Origin of the sequence: Synechococcus sp. YX-04-1 (genome assembly GCF_030546365.1) — a bacterium.
Classification (GTDB): domain Bacteria; phylum Cyanobacteriota; class Cyanobacteriia; order PCC-6307; family Cyanobiaceae; genus Parasynechococcus.
Genome location: NZ_JAUONZ010000010.1, coordinates 1 through 13,180 on the forward strand (window position 1 = coordinate 1; position 13,180 = coordinate 13,180).

At 63.7% G+C, this 13,180-nt stretch carries 15 protein-coding genes; 8 read left to right on the forward strand and 7 right to left on the reverse strand.

Translation table 11 applies throughout. The annotated features are described in order from the left end of the window. The 4 genes from Q3Y53_RS12710 to Q3Y53_RS12725 all read left to right on the forward strand — a co-directional run. A partial coding sequence (locus tag Q3Y53_RS12710) for an iron uptake porin (protein ID WP_303536704.1) occupies window positions 1-1,293 on the forward strand: 1,293 nt, incomplete at its 5' end. Window positions 1,294-1,406: 113 nt separating this feature from the next. After that, window positions 1,407-2,375 (forward strand): cysteine synthase A, encoded by a 969-nt coding sequence (cysK, locus tag Q3Y53_RS12715; protein ID WP_226426045.1) that lies wholly within the window; start codon window positions 1,407-1,409, stop codon window positions 2,373-2,375. Further along, complete coding sequence (locus tag Q3Y53_RS12720) at window positions 2,372-3,040, forward strand: J domain-containing protein (RefSeq protein ID WP_226426046.1); 669 nt, start codon at window positions 2,372-2,374, stop codon at window positions 3,038-3,040. The genes cysK and Q3Y53_RS12720 overlap by 4 nt, the downstream gene beginning before the upstream one ends. Further along, the gene (locus Q3Y53_RS12725) at window positions 3,037-5,103 is read left to right on the forward strand and encodes a glycosyltransferase family 39 protein (protein ID WP_226426047.1); all 2,067 of its coding nucleotides are present in this window, start codon (window positions 3,037-3,039) and stop codon (window positions 5,101-5,103) included. Before Q3Y53_RS12720 ends, Q3Y53_RS12725 begins: the two co-directional genes overlap by 4 nt. On the opposite strand, the gene Q3Y53_RS12730 is transcribed toward Q3Y53_RS12725, so the two are convergent. Beyond that, the gene (locus Q3Y53_RS12730; RefSeq protein ID WP_226426048.1) at window positions 5,082-5,336 is read right to left on the reverse strand and encodes an NAD(P)H-quinone oxidoreductase subunit O; all 255 of its coding nucleotides are present in this window, start codon (window positions 5,334-5,336) and stop codon (window positions 5,082-5,084) included. The two genes, Q3Y53_RS12725 and Q3Y53_RS12730, sit on opposite strands and share 22 nt — an antisense overlap. An 81-nt stretch (window positions 5,337-5,417) precedes the next feature. On the opposite strand from Q3Y53_RS12730, the gene Q3Y53_RS12735 reads away from it, so the two are divergent. After that, entirely contained in the window at window positions 5,418-6,347 is a 930-nt protein-coding gene (locus Q3Y53_RS12735) for a TIGR01777 family oxidoreductase (protein ID WP_303536708.1), read from the forward strand. Here the strand turns inward: Q3Y53_RS12735 and Q3Y53_RS12740 are convergent. The 4 genes from Q3Y53_RS12740 to Q3Y53_RS12755 all read right to left on the reverse strand — a co-directional run bounded on the left by Q3Y53_RS12740 (window position 6,295) and on the right by Q3Y53_RS12755 (window position 8,738). Continuing rightward, a complete protein-coding gene (locus Q3Y53_RS12740; RefSeq protein ID WP_226402905.1) occupies window positions 6,295-6,567 on the reverse strand; it encodes a hypothetical protein in 273 nt (90 codons plus the stop codon). The two genes, Q3Y53_RS12735 and Q3Y53_RS12740, sit on opposite strands and share 53 nt — an antisense overlap. Continuing rightward, window positions 6,564-7,733, reverse strand: a complete 1,170-nt coding sequence (locus tag Q3Y53_RS12745; protein WP_303536759.1) for a lipid-A-disaccharide synthase-related protein — start codon at window positions 7,731-7,733, stop codon at window positions 6,564-6,566. Before Q3Y53_RS12745 ends, Q3Y53_RS12740 begins: the two co-directional genes overlap by 4 nt. 143 nt (window positions 7,734-7,876) lie before the next feature. Continuing rightward, window positions 7,877-8,296, reverse strand: a complete 420-nt coding sequence (locus Q3Y53_RS12750; RefSeq protein ID WP_226415129.1) for a hypothetical protein — start codon at window positions 8,294-8,296, stop codon at window positions 7,877-7,879. A gap of 49 nt (window positions 8,297-8,345) precedes the next feature. Then, window positions 8,346-8,738 (reverse strand): iron-sulfur cluster assembly accessory protein, encoded by a 393-nt coding sequence (locus Q3Y53_RS12755; protein ID WP_303536713.1) that lies wholly within the window; start codon window positions 8,736-8,738, stop codon window positions 8,346-8,348. A 70-nt stretch (window positions 8,739-8,808) separates the two neighbouring features. Here Q3Y53_RS12755 and zds point away from each other — a divergent pair, with 70 nt between their 5' ends. The 3 genes from zds to Q3Y53_RS12770 are packed head-to-tail and all read left to right on the forward strand — an operon-like array spanning window position 8,809 to window position 11,193. Continuing rightward, window positions 8,809-10,275, forward strand: coding sequence for a 9,9'-di-cis-zeta-carotene desaturase (gene zds / locus Q3Y53_RS12760; protein WP_303536715.1), 1,467 nt, complete (start codon window positions 8,809-8,811; stop codon window positions 10,273-10,275). Then, entirely contained in the window at window positions 10,275-10,712 is a 438-nt protein-coding gene (locus Q3Y53_RS12765; RefSeq protein WP_303536717.1) for an SRPBCC family protein, read from the forward strand. Before zds ends, Q3Y53_RS12765 begins: the two co-directional genes overlap by 1 nt. After that, a complete protein-coding gene (locus tag Q3Y53_RS12770; protein ID WP_303536719.1) occupies window positions 10,687-11,193 on the forward strand; it encodes a hypothetical protein in 507 nt (168 codons plus the stop codon). The genes Q3Y53_RS12765 and Q3Y53_RS12770 overlap by 26 nt, the downstream gene beginning before the upstream one ends. On the opposite strand, the gene Q3Y53_RS12775 is transcribed toward Q3Y53_RS12770, so the two are convergent. Both Q3Y53_RS12775 and Q3Y53_RS12780 read right to left on the reverse strand, forming a co-directional pair. Next, window positions 11,169-11,966 carry a uroporphyrinogen-III synthase gene (locus Q3Y53_RS12775; protein WP_226426054.1) on the reverse strand — a complete coding sequence of 266 codons (798 nt, stop codon included), beginning with the start codon at window positions 11,964-11,966 and terminating at the stop codon, window positions 11,169-11,171. The genes Q3Y53_RS12770 and Q3Y53_RS12775 overlap by 25 nt on opposite strands. Continuing rightward, the gene (locus Q3Y53_RS12780; protein WP_303536722.1) at window positions 11,963-13,165 is read right to left on the reverse strand and encodes a glycosyltransferase; all 1,203 of its coding nucleotides are present in this window, start codon (window positions 13,163-13,165) and stop codon (window positions 11,963-11,965) included. The genes Q3Y53_RS12775 and Q3Y53_RS12780 overlap by 4 nt, the downstream gene beginning before the upstream one ends. Between the last annotated feature and the right edge of the window lie 15 nt (window positions 13,166-13,180).

Below are 13,180 nucleotides of genomic sequence, written 5' to 3' on the forward strand. Positions count from 1 at the left end.
GAGCTGGCCATCCTCAAGGGTCGCGTTGACGGCCTCGAGGCCCGCGTTGGCGAACTGGAAGCAACCCAGTTCTCCACCACCACCAAACTCAAGGCCAAAACTGTCTGGGTGGCTGGTGCGACGCGCGCCAAAGGTGACAACTACAACACCGGTGGCGAGAAGGGTGCCCGTGATGCTTACAACGCTGAGTACGGCGCTTTCTCCTTCAGCTACGACCTGCGTCTTGGCCTGAAGACCTCCTTCAGCGGCAAGGATCTCCTGTACACCCGCCTGCGCGCAGGCAACATGGGTGATACCAGTGTGTGGGATGGCAACGGCGTTGCTCTGAACAAACTCGACACCGCTGCCCCCGGCGACAACATCGTCGAGATTGATCGCATCTACTACCGCTTCCCCCTCGGCGACAGCTTCACTGTCCAGGTCGGTCCCCTGACCCGGAACACTGAGATGATGGGCTATAAGGCCAGTGCCTACGCCAAGGGCGGCAGCAAGATCCTTGATTTCTTCGGTGGTTCCCTGGGTACCCCCGGCGTCTGGAACAAGGAGACCGGTGGTGGCTTCGGTGCCATTTACACCAACAAGAAGCAAGTGGAGAAGGGCAATCCCTACTTCACCGTGGCTGCTAACTACGTTGCCGACTCCGGTGAGGCCAATGACAGCAACCCCAACACGGGTGGCTTCATGACCGATAACTCCGAAGGCAACATCACCACTCAGATTGCCTATGGCAACAAGCAGTGGGGCTTGGCCGCCGGTTATCGCTACGGCCAGTGTGGTGCCAAGTTCCGTACCGCTACCGAGTTCGCTAAGGGCGGTAAGTACGGCACCCCTTGCACCGTCGCTGACGGCGAGCGCACCAACGCCGATAGCCACAGCTGGTCTGCACACGCCTTCTGGCGTCCTGAGGAGTCTGGCTGGATGCCTTCCATCAGTGCTGGCGTCGGTAGCTCCTACCTGACTGGCAACGATGCTTGGGATGACAACACCAACAAGCGGTCTATGGCCAGCTGGATGGTGGGTCTGACCTGGAACGATGTCCTCCTCGAGGGCAACGCTCTGGGTTATGCCGTGGGTCAGCCCCAGTTCGTCTACGAGGTCGAGGACGGCTTCGTGGCTGATGGCGGTTACGCCATGGAGCTCTGGTACAGCTTCCAGGTCACCGACAACATCCAGATCACCCCTGCTGTGTACTGGCTGAGCCGTCCCTTCGGTGACGACACCCAGAACGTCAACGGCGACTACAAGTCCCTCGGCGTCTTCGGTGGCCTGGTTCAGACCACCTTCAAGTTCTGATCTATTGGCCCGACTTCGGTTGGGCCTTCAGAACAACCTTCCTCACACACACACACCAAGCTCTCCCCTGCGGAGGGCTTTTTTTATGGTTGTTCTATGGCCAAGCTGCAGCCATGAGCATTGCTCCTGACATCACGGCCTTGATCGGTGGCACGCCTCTGGTGCGGTTGAACCGTCTGCCCCAGGCCTGCGGCTGTCAGGCCGAGATCCTGGCCAAGTTGGAGAGCTTCAATCCATCCGCCTCGGTGAAAGACCGCATCGCCAGCGCCATGGTGCTGGAGGCGGAGCAAGCCGGCACGATCGTTCCCGGCCGTACGGTGCTGGTGGAGCCCACCAGCGGCAACACCGGAATCGCCTTGGCCATGGTGGCGGCGGCCCGGGGTTATCGGCTGATTCTCACCATGCCGGACACCATGAGCACCGAGCGTCGAGCGATGCTACGGGCCTACGGCGCCGAGTTGCAGCTCACCGACGGTGCCCAGGGCATGAACGGGGCGATAGCGCTGGCGAAGGAGTTGGTGGAGGAGATTCCCAACGCTTATCTGCTTCAGCAGTTCGACAACCCCGCCAATCCGGCCGTGCATGAACGCACCACGGCCGAGGAGATTTGGCGCGATACCCAGGGCCAGATCGATGCCTTTGTGGCGGGGGTGGGCACCGGTGGCACGATCACCGGCTGCGCCCGTCTGCTGAAAGAGCGTCAGCCGCAGCTTCAGGTGATTGCCGTTGAGCCCGAGGCCAGTGCCGTGCTGTCCGGGAAGCCTCCTGGGGCCCATCGCATCCAGGGGATCGGAGCTGGTTTTGTTCCCGCGGTGCTGGAACTGGATCGGATTGATTTGATCCTTACGGTGAGCGATGAGGAGGCGATGCAGGTGGGTCGGCGCCTGGCCCGGGAGGAGGGTTTGCTCTGCGGTATTAGCAGTGGAGCGGCCATGGCAGCGGCCCTGCGGGTGGGGCAAGACCCCGCCATGGCGGGCAAACGGCTGGTGGTGGTGCTGGCTAGTTATGGCGAGCGTTACCTCTCCACCCCGATGTTCAGTGCCGCTTCGCAGCTTCCCGCCCGGAGGGATGGTCAGCTGTGAGCGATCCCTATGCCGTGCTCGGTGTCAGCAGCACCGCAAGCAACGCTGAGATCAAAGCGGCCTACCGCCAGCTGGTGAAGCAGCACCATCCCGATGCCGGCGGCGACGACCAGGAGATGCTGGCCCTCAATGCCGCCTGGGAAGTGCTCGGGGATGCCGAGCGCCGTAAGGCCTTTGATCGCACGCGGCCCAAGCCGGGCCGTGCGGCATCGCCGACGGATCTGCGCAGGGCCAGCCGTGCCCACGACCGTGCTGTGGCCGCGGACGATGCCCTGGGGGAGTGGCTGCGGCGGGTCTATGCCCCGATCGACCGCATGCTTGGTGAGGTGATCAATCCATTTCCCAAGCAACTCAAGGCACTGTCGGCTGATCCCTACGACGACGAGCTGATGGAGGCGTTCTGCAGCTATCTCGAGGCGAGCGGACGCCGAATGGAAAAAGTCAAGCAACTGTTCCAGTCGTTGCCCACGCCGGCCTCGGCCCGTGGTTTCGGCCTGAGCCTGTATCACTGCCTCTCGGAAGTTGAGGACGCTCTGGCCGAACTGGAGCGCTACACCATGGGTTACGTGGATGGTTATCTCCACGATGGTCGCGAGATGCTGCGGGAGGCCAAGCAGCGACGCAAGCGGCTCCAGGATGAACGGCGTCGGTTGGAGATCGTGTGAAACAGCGCTGGCGTTTCTGGGCTTCGGTTGCCCTGATCTGGGTGCTCTCCACTTTTGTGGATCGGCTTTGGTGGATGTTGCAGACCGGAGTCCCCGCCTGGGATCAGGCCGACTACCTCAACAGCGCCATGGACCACGGCCGTGCCTTGGGCTTGTTGCCCGGTGGCGGTTGGCAGGGTTGGCAGGCGCTGCTGGATCTGTCACCGAAAATTCCGCCCCTGGCCTCGCTGGTGAACGGCAGCGTGATGGCGCTGAGTGGCGATGCCCCGGAGCAAGCGGCCTGGAGCCTCAGCCTCTGGCACGGCCTGCTCCTGGTGGTGATGGCGGGCTGGGGGCGACGGCTGCAGGGGGATGGCCTGGCCCTGATTGCCTGCCTCTTGGCGGCATTGACGCCGGCCTTTCTGGATTTGCGCACGGATTACGTGCTGGAGATGGCCCTGGTGGCCAGTTGCAGCCTGGCTATCTGGCGTCTCGGGGTCTGGTGCGATCCCGAGAGCGGTGGCCGTTGGGGGCAGGCCTTGGGATGCACTGTGGCGGCATTGGCAGCGGTACTGGTGAAGCAAAGCGCCCTGTTGGTGCTTGTCCCCGCCGGTGTCTGGGCCGGAGCAATCGCGCTGCGGCGGGGCGGTCCCTGGTTGCGCCAGGCCCTGCTCTTACCCCTGCTCACGGCGGTACTGATTGGCCCCTGGTTGCGCCACAACTGGATCACCAGCCTGGGGGGCACCAACCGGGCCGTGTTCGAGTCGGCGGCCCGTGAAGGGGATCCCGGCGTGCTCAGCTTCGCCAGTTGGCTGTGGTATCCGCGCCTGTTGCCGGAGCAGCTCGGCAGCGTGCTGTTGGTGGTGGGGGTGTCGGGGCTGCTGCTTTGGTGCTGGCAGCGCCAGCAGCCTTCCACTGATCACGCCTGGTCCTGGCGCTGGCTCCTGATCAATCTGGTGGCGGCCTGGGTTCTTACCACCCTGAGTCCGAACAAAGGTGATCGCTACATCGCTCCCCTGCTCCCCTCCCTGTTGTTGCTGCTGGCCCGGGGGTGGTGGCAATGGGGCCATTGGTTGGAAGCCAGGCGTTCGAGGCTGGTGTGGCCCCTGTTCGGAGCGGGTCTGCTGGCCTGTGCTCCTGCGGGCTGGGCCCATCAGCTGCATCGTTTTGAAGACCGGCCCCGTGGCCCGGTGGAAGCGGTGGTGAAGGCTGCCGGCGGTGCAGACCCCAGCGCCCCTCCCGCCACCTTGATCGTGGTGCCCAGCACCTCCGATCTCAACCAGCACAATGTCAGCTTCTATGGCCGTCGCGACGGGGGGCAGACCGTTGGTCGGCAGCTGGGGGGCAGCCGCCAGGACCGTGAGCCTGTGCTGGCACGGACGGAATGGGTGGTGTTAGCGGAAGGGAATCAGGGATCGGTGCGCAAAGCGGCACGACGGCTGGATCAAGCGGTGCGCAGCAGCGGTGTGTTCGAGCTGGTGAATCAGTTCGAGCGTCCCCGGGGGGGGAGTTATTCCCTCTGGCGCCGCCGCGCGACGCATCCGATTGCAGGCCCCTCCTTTGCGGAACGCTTCCCCGACCTCGCCGCTGGCCTGGCGGCAGGGCCGGTGGGGCTGGATCCGGTGTTCGCTGCGGTGGGGCAGGAGCACATGCTCGATGGCCATTTCAGCTATCGCGAGCCGGTGCGTTCTGAGGCCTTGGCGGCCTTGGCGCAGGATCCCGATGCTGTTCAACCGCGTTGGACCCTTGCTCTGCTGGCGGTGCTGGAAAACCGCCCGGCGCAGGCAGCAGAGCAGTTCCAGGCTCTGCAACGGCTGTTGCCTGATAACCCCTGGCCAGCGGCTTACCGCAGTGTGGTCAGCTTGGCGGGTTGGAACCCCTGGCAGGCCGCCGCCGCTGCGGATGGGGCCAGCGTTTTGAATCCTGTGCTGGCGGCGCTTGGGGATCTCAGCGGCGTGCTGTCCGGAGCTGTTTGGCGCATCCCCGCCGCCATCACATCAGTTCCAGCGGCCGTCACTTCCGTGGAGGAGGCCCTGGAGCCCGCCTCCAATCAAGAGCAGGATCAGGAACAGGCTTCCAGCTGATCCATCCGCAGCCACACATCGGGCACTGGACGGTTCCAGCGCACCTGGCCGTAGTCCCCTTTCACCACCAGCAGCTCTCCGGGGCCTTCGAAGATGTAGGCGGGGGCCGTGGGGTCGCTGGCAGAGGCCTCAAGACTGGCGCTGTAAGCGGCCTTGTTTACCTTGACCAAAGCACCTTTGCGCAGCGCAGCAGGCTTGGCCTTGGCGGGGGCAGCGGCGTCGGATTCGGCCATGGCAGGGGAAGGTGATGACACCAGGCTAAAACCAATCGCCCACGAAACCCTTAGCCTCCCAGCCGCACCACCACCGCTTTCATGCGTCTGCTGCTCTTTGGCTGCACTGGTTTTGTTGGCCGTGAGCTCCTGCCGCTTCTGCTTAAGGCAGGGCATCAGCTCACGGTGGTCAGCCGCCGGTTGGCCCGTGGCTATGACGCTGAACGGGCGGATGGGCGACTGACCTGGATGCAGTTCGACCCCGCCAGCACCAGCACCTGGGCCGACGCCGGGTTGTTGGATGCCCTCAACCAGGCCGATGCGGTGGTCAACCTGGCGGGCGAACCGATTGCCGAAAAACGTTGGAGCCCGACCCACCGGCAGCTGCTTGAAACCAGTCGTCTGGAGACAACCTCTCAGTTGGTGAAGGCGATTAAGGCTTGTGCAACGCCACCGAAGGTGCTGGTGAATGCCTCGGCTATCGGCTTCTACGGATCCAGCCTGGACCAGCGTTTTCTCGAATCGAGCGACCCAGGCGACGACTTCCTTGCGAGCTTGTGTCAGCGCTGGGAAGCGGCGGCCGAGGCGGTGCCTTCAGCGGTTCGGCAGGTGACCTTGCGCATCGGCATTGTTCTGGCCGCAGACGGCGGCGCACTCGGAAAAATGCTTCCGATTTTCCGCACAGGGTTTGGCGGTCCGATCGGCAGTGGCCGGCAGTGGATGAGTTGGATCCATCGCAGTGACCTCTGCGCTCTGATCCTTCAATCCCTCACGGACGAGAGCTGGAGTGGCGTGTTCAATGCCGTTGCTCCCGAGCCGGTGTCGATGACGGCCTTCTGCAAGCAGTTGGGTCGCAGCCTGGGACGCCCCAGCCTGCTGCCGGTCCCTGGACCTGTGCTCCAGGTGCTTCTGGGGGATGGCGCCAAGGTGGTGCTGGAGGGTCAGCAGGTTGCTTCGGAGCGGCTTGATGCTCTGAACTTCAGCTTCCGCTACCCCGATCTGGCTTCAGCACTCGCCGCTGCCACCAGCTGAAGATGCCGCTCACCAGGGCGGCCATGATCAGCAGGCTGATCGCTGGGGCGAACAGGGGTTGCCACAACACCTGAACCTGGTCCATCAGCCAGTCATCGCCTTGGCCCTGTCTGACCACGGCAACGGCGAAGACCCCTGCTCCGATAAACACCAGCAGCACATTCACCATCAGCAGGCGGTCGAGCCAGCGTTTCCAGGCCGGTTCTGACGGGGCACTCATGGAAGCAGTGCGCAAATGGCTGCCGCCATTCTCGGGCCTCCACCCGCTTCTCCGAGGCGTCGTTTGCCTTCCACTTGGCATTGCTGTTGCAAGCCAGGATCCCTTCGCGCACGATCCAGCAGAGCCATGGCCAGCTCCGCTGTGGCCTTCAAGGCCTCACGGCTGCCACTCTCTCCGGGGGCGCAGAACACTGTGGGGCCCAGCAGGCGCCGTTGGGCTTCAGCGAATGCTGCTGTGAATTGAGGCCCCTGGCCCGGCACCTGCAGCACCGGTTTGGCAAGCCCCACGGCCTGCTCGATGGCGGTACCCGCCATGCCGATCACCAAGTCGCTGTGCTGCAGCACGGCACTGAAGCTCCCGCGGCAAACGTTGATCGCCCGGGCACCCTCACGTTTCAGCACTCCGCTCTCCAAATGCCAACCGCATCGTTCGCTGAGCCGCTGCAAGTTGTCGTCATCGAGGCTGGGCACCAAGGCCAAATCCACGTTGCAGTGAACTGTGCGGGGCAGCAGCTCGATCAGCAGCAGCAGCAGTTGCAGGTTCTGCTCCAGTTCCGGGCGGCGGCTGCCGGGCAACAGAGCGATGCGTGCCGTGCTGGTGGGCGGGGGGAGTGCCGCTGTTAGCACCGAATCCATGAAGGGATTGCCCAGGAAGGTCACCGGCCTTTGCAGTTGCCTGCTGAGGTCCTCGGCGGTGCGTTGATCGCGGCTGTAAAGCGCTTTGAACCGGCGACTTTTCAGCAGAGTGGCGCAGGGCCAGGGCAGGTGCAGCGTCCCTTCGTAGTGACTGGAGTAGGCGACCAGGTACGTCGCCACTGGGCGGTGGCTGAGCCATGCCGCGATCACGGGGATCACATCCCCCACCACCAGAATCAGATCAAAGTGATGCCGGTAGCGGATCAGACGGATCAGGCGTCTGAGCAGATACAGCACTTGACCCTGGACAATCTCGGTGAGGCGACCGCGAAGACTGGTGTAGCCAATGCCGCCGGTGCTGAATTCATGGCTGCGTCCCAGCAGCCGCACTCCGGCGTTGCGATAGGGGCTGCCAAGCCCAGCGAGGGGTAGTGCCTGCACGCTGTGCCCTTTCTGCTGCAGCTCCTGGGCCAGCAGCGCGCCTGACTGGTCTTCGCCGTGGCCATTGCTGAGTAGCAGGATGCGTGCCATCGCCGGGGTGCTCTTCACCACATCCAGGTGTTCGGATCCGAACGATCCGATGGAGGCCGCACGCGAACCTGGGACGGCAGGCGGTTGATGGTCCAGGTGGCTGTCATGCAGGGTCTGTCAGGCAGGCAGAGCGTCCGTTGTGATCACAGCTCAAGCCAGGCTTTCACTTTTTCGAGGGCTTTCCAGCCGGGTTTGCGCTCGAGCCCGTCGGCGATCGAGGCCTTGAGTTCACTGGACACCTCTGGGGCCAGGGCCATCACCTGCTGCACCACCTGGATGTGGTCGCGCACGCCCTTGGATTGGGTCTCCAGCAACGCCAGGCTCAGATTGATCCTTGCTTGGGGGTCCTGGCCGTTGAGTTTCACGGCGAAACGTGCCGATCGCAGCGCCTCCTCCGCCTGGTCGCAAAGCAGCTGCAACCAGGCCAGGCAGGTCCAGCCAGCTGATTGGCGGGGAGCTGCTTCAACGATGCGGGCGAAATCAGGCAGAACCTCTTCGGCCGCGGCGCCGGCCTGATAGCGGGCCATGGCCTGTTCAAACAGGCTGTCCTGGGAAGTCTCCATCAACAGGGAGAGGGCAGTGATCTCCCCTCAGATTCCCACGCGGCTTCGCTCATACGGCGAAGGAACTGCCGCAGCCACAGGTCTGGCTGGCGTTGGGGTTGGTGAAGTTGAAGCCACCACCGATCAGGGCAGTGCTGAAGTCCAGCTGCATTCCGTAGATGTACAGCAGGCTTTTCGGATCACAGATCACCCGGAAGTTCTGGCCATCAGCGGTCACGTATTCGTAGGTCTCGTCGTCGTCGAGGGTGTCTGAGGCGGGCACGAAATCCATCGTGTAACTCATGCCACTGCAGCCCCCGGAGCGGACCCCGACGCGCAGCACTTGGTTCTCACCCTGTTCGCCACACAACTTCGCCAGCTGCTGCATCGCCGGTTCAGTGATCAGGATGCCCTTGCCGTCTTTGGCGGTATGGGCCGGCGCGGTATCGGGGGTAGAAGTCATGGTCGACGCAGGCTCGTGCTCTCACTCTATGAACGCTCGTACATAGAGTCGCCTTAGTTGTTCAGATCTTGTGCGGGTCGCGATCGTTGGTTCCGGCCTCGCCGGCCTCTCCGCTGCAGTTGACCTCGTGGATGCAGGCCATGAGGTGAATCTCTACGAAGCCCGCCCCTTCATGGGCGGCAAGGTGGGCAGCTGGGTGGATGAGGGAGGTAACCACATCGAGATGGGGTTGCACGTCTTCTTTTTCAACTACGCCAACCTCTTTGCCCTGATGCGCAAGGTGGGAGCGTTCGAGAACCTTCTGCCGAAGCAGCACACGCACCTGTTCGTGAACAAGGGGGGTGATCTGCGGGAGCTGGATTTCCGCTTCCCCATCGGTGCACCTTTCAACGGCCTCAAGGCGTTCTTCACCACACCGCAGCTCAGCTGGATCGACAAGCTGCGCAATGCCCTGGCCTTGGGTACCAGTCCGATCGTGCGGGGTCTGGTGGATTACGAGGGGGCGATGCGTACCATCCGAGCCCTTGACTCCGTCAGTTTCCAGGACTGGTTTGTGGGCCATGGCGGCAGCCCCGAAAGCATCCGGCGGATGTGGAATCCAATTGCCTATGCCCTGGGCTTCATCGACTGCGAGGCCATCTCCGCCCGCTGCATGCTCACCATCTTCATGATGTTTGCGGCCAAGACGGAAGCCTCCAAGCTCAATCTGCTGAAGGGATCACCCCATCGCTGGCTGACGGGTCCGATCTTCGACTACATCCAGCAGCGTGGAGGCAAGTTGCATCTGCGTCACCGGGTGAAGCAGGTGGACTACAGCGAGGGTGAATCCCCAGAGATCACAGGCCTGCAGCTGGGAACGCCCGAAGGTGACATCCGTGTTGAGGCTGACGCCTACCTGGCCGCCTGTGATGTTCCCGGGATTCAGAAACTGCTGCCCGAGGCCTGGAACCGTTACCCCCAGTTCAAGGCGATTCATCAGTTGGAGGCCGTGCCCGTGGCCACCGTTCAGCTCCGCTATGACGGCTGGGTGACTGAGCTGGGCGATGCCCAGGAAGCCCAGCGCCGGGATGTGGCAATACCCACGGGGCTCAACAACTTGCTGTACACGGCTGATGCCGATTTCAGCTGTTTTGCCGATTTGGCCCTGGCCAGCCCGGAGGATTACCGCAAGGAGGGAGAAGGCTCCCTGCTCCAATGCGTGCTCACTCCAGGTGATCCCTGGATTCCCAAGTCGGTGGATGAGATCGTGGCCCACACCGACCGCCAGGTGCGCGAACTGTTCCCCTCGGCTCGCAACCTCAAGCTCACCTGGAGCAACGTGGTGAAACTGGCTCAGTCGTTGTACAGAGAAGCCCCGGGCATGGAGCCCTACCGCCCGGAGCAGCGCACGCCGATCCGTAATTTCTTCCTGGCCGGCAGCTATACCCGCCAGGACTACATCGATTCGATGGAGGGGGCCACGATGAGCGGTCATCTGGCAGCGGCTGCCATCCTCGATCAGCCTGCGCAGCTGGCGACCAACGCGGCGGTGGCCTGATGGGACGCTGGCTCGAACACACGGTCACCTCCGAGGTGCAGGCACCGGCCGCCAAGGTCTGGGAGGTCTGGAGTGATCTCGAAGCGATGCCGCGTTGGATGCGATGGATTGAATCGGTTAAGCCCCTGGAGGATCCCGATCTCACCGATTGGACCTTGGCGGCCCAGGGCTTCCGCTTCAGCTGGAAAGCCCGAATCACGCAGCGGGTCGAAGCTCAGCAATTGCACTGGGAATCGGTGGGGGGGCTGCCCACCAAAGGGGCTGTCCGCTTCTACCCCGAAGCCGATAACCGCACCGTGGTCAAGCTGAGTGTGACCTACGAATTGCCTGGGGTCTTGGCACCGCTCATGGAACCCAGCATCCTGGGGGGCATCGTGACCAAGGAGCTCCAGGCGAACCTTGACCGTTTCCGTGACCTGGTGGAAGCAGGCGGCTGAGCGCTGGCTTGCCCCTGTTGCCGTGTTGGTGGTCGTTGGTGGCTGTGGCGGTGAAACGCCAACGGCCACGGTGCTGCCACCGGTTCCAGTGAAACCTGCGCCGCTGCCGGAAACGTCAGCGCCGGCGGCTCCACCGATTGGCCTTACCCCTCTGCCTTCGGCTGAGGAGGTGCAGCAGGCCGCCCCCGGCGGACGGGCGGATCCCTTTGGCCCTCTGGTTGTTGTGGAGGCTGCGGATGCTCAGGACCCCACGACCGGCCTCACCCTGACGGGGGTTCTGCTGGTGGGAGACCAGAAACGAGCCATGGTGACCACCCCCACCGGTAGCGGTGTGATCTGTATGGGCTCTGATGGCCGCTGCGGCGAGGATGCTCCGGTGCTGCTTCCGACCGGATGGTCGGTACTCAGCATCGATGTGGCGCGCGGATGTATTCGCCTGGCGCTGAACGATGAGCCTCAGGATCCCTTCTGCATCGCCTGAGCGCAGGCTGCGGCTAACCCTTCGAGATCGTGGGGGTTGGCCTCAGCATCCATCCGGCCGAAGCATTGGAGGCAGCTGCGGCTGGTCTGGGGCCCGATCGAAATCACCTTCACCCCCTCCAACCGTTCAGCCCAGCCAGCGCCGAAGCGTTGCTCCAGCAGTTGCGCGGTGTGCTCCGCTGTCTTGCCGCTGCTGAAGGCGATGGCATCGACCCTGCCCTCCTGTAGCGCTACTGCTGTTGGCTCCGGCATCGCGGCGGGGCAGCCGGACTCGTAGGCCGCCACTTCCACCACCCGCACACCGGCCTCACCGAAGGCGTCCGCCAGCAGGGTGCGACCACCGCTTTGAACCCGTGGCAAAAGCATCTTGAGGCCCCAGCCCGAGACTGGGAAGTGATCGATCAAGCTGTCGGCCACGAAGCTCGGGGGCACGAAATCTGCAGCTGCCCCAAGGTCGTCCAGCACCTGCGCTGTTTTGCGACCCACCGCCGCAATCTTGAGGCTGGCGGGGCGTCGGGCTAGGCAACGGCCGAGGCGCTGCAGCCGCTGCTCCACGGCTTGCACACCATTGGCGCTGGAGAACACCAGCCAGTGAAAGCTCTCCAAGTCCTCGAGGGCATCATCTAGGGGCCCCCAGTGGTCGGGTGGTCCGATGACCAGGGCTGGAAGGTCCAGCACCGTTGCTCCACGCTCTTCCAGCAGCTGTCTCGCGGCCCCCTGCTGGTCGGCCGCGCGGGTGACGATCACCGTTCGGCTCTGCAAGGGATGGCTCAAGCCACAGCCTCCCCGTCCAGCTTCACGATCCCCCGCACCTTCTCGCGCAGTTGCTCAGCTGCGTCGGCGCTTCCTTGAGCCTGAAGCAGGTTGATGGCTCGGATGAAGCTGCTGCGAGCGGCGTCGATGTTGCCGCCCAGCAATTGCGCCACAGCATTGTTCTGATGGCACTCGGCGTTGTTGGGATCCAGGGTGAGAGCGCGCCCATAGGCCTCCAGGGCCGCAGCGAGGTCGCCGCGCCTCCGATGCATCAACCCCAGGTTGTACCAGGCAAGGGCCACTTCAGGAGCCCGCTGGGCGGCGGTTTGGGTGAGGCTTATGGCTTCCTCAAGGTCCCCCTGTTCCATCAGTCGGGCTGCCAGGTTGAGACGCGCTCCAAGACTCACCCGCGTGTCCAGGGGGATCTCCAGGGCTTGCCGGTAGCAGCTCACCGCTTGGGTGGGATCACTGGGGCTTAGGGCCAGGCCCAGATGCAGCAGCAGCTCATAGCGTTCGGCACTGGCCGTTGCACACTGCTTCAGACCGCTTCGCAGCAAGGGAATGGCGTCTTCGGTCTTGCCTTCGCTGATCAACAGTCCCCCGAGCTTGGCGCTGGCGTAGGGATCACCGGGACGGTGCCTCAGATCGTCTTCCATGGCCTTCCGCAGCCGATCCGCCTTGTCGCTGCCGGCCAGCAGCTCAGGTCGGTAGCCGTCATGGAGGATTGCCGGCTCACTGCAATCGGCGATGCGCCATTGGGGTTCCGTCTCCAGCAGGGTGCGAACGCTGTCGTCGATCATCGAGTGGTACGGCCGGCTCCACCGGATCGAGGGGTGGCGGCGGAACAGACGACTGACGCTGGAATAGGGCGCCATGGCGGCCCCGACTTCGTAGCGCAGCAGGTTGATCACCAGCACATCGGGCTGGGCCATCAGGGCTTTGAGTGCGGGGATGGCCTCAGCACGCAGCTGCTCGTCCGCGTCCAGCACCAGCACCCAGTCACCGTTGAGAAATTCCAGGGCCTCGTTGCGGGCTGGAGCGAAGTCACCCGGCCAGGTGATCTGTTCAACCCTTGCTCCAGCAGCCTCGGCAATGGCCACCGTGGCATCGGTGGAGCCGGTGTCCACCACCACCATCTCGTCGGCGAAGCCCTGCACGGAGCGCAGACACTCTCCGAGACGCGCCTCTTCGTCGCGCACGATCATCGAGAGGCTGAGCATGGCCGGGCGGCTTGA

What these genes read in the sequence shown, in the direction of transcription:
- cysK (WP_226426045.1), top strand. Translation starts at nt 1,407, where the DNA reads ATGAGCATTGCTCCTGACATCACGGCCTTGATCGGTGGCACGCCTCTG.
- Q3Y53_RS12730 (WP_226426048.1), bottom strand. Translation starts at nt 5,336, where the DNA reads ATGGCCGAATCCGACGCCGCTGCCCCCGCCAAGGCCAAGCCTGCTGCG.
- Q3Y53_RS12735 (WP_303536708.1), top strand. Translation starts at nt 5,418, where the DNA reads ATGCGTCTGCTGCTCTTTGGCTGCACTGGTTTTGTTGGCCGTGAGCTC.
- Q3Y53_RS12740 (WP_226402905.1), bottom strand. Translation starts at nt 6,567, where the DNA reads ATGAGTGCCCCGTCAGAACCGGCCTGGAAACGCTGGCTCGACCGCCTG.
- Q3Y53_RS12745 (WP_303536759.1), bottom strand. Translation starts at nt 7,733, where the DNA reads ATGGCACGCATCCTGCTACTCAGCAATGGCCACGGCGAAGACCAGTCA.
- Q3Y53_RS12750 (WP_226415129.1), bottom strand. Translation starts at nt 8,296, where the DNA reads ATGGAGACTTCCCAGGACAGCCTGTTTGAACAGGCCATGGCCCGCTAT.
- Q3Y53_RS12755 (WP_303536713.1), bottom strand. Translation starts at nt 8,738, where the DNA reads ATGACTTCTACCCCCGATACCGCGCCGGCCCATACCGCCAAAGACGGC.
- Q3Y53_RS12765 (WP_303536717.1), top strand. Translation starts at nt 10,275, where the DNA reads ATGGGACGCTGGCTCGAACACACGGTCACCTCCGAGGTGCAGGCACCG.
- Q3Y53_RS12780 (WP_303536722.1), bottom strand. Translation starts at nt 13,165, where the DNA reads ATGCTCAGCCTCTCGATGATCGTGCGCGACGAAGAGGCGCGTCTCGGA.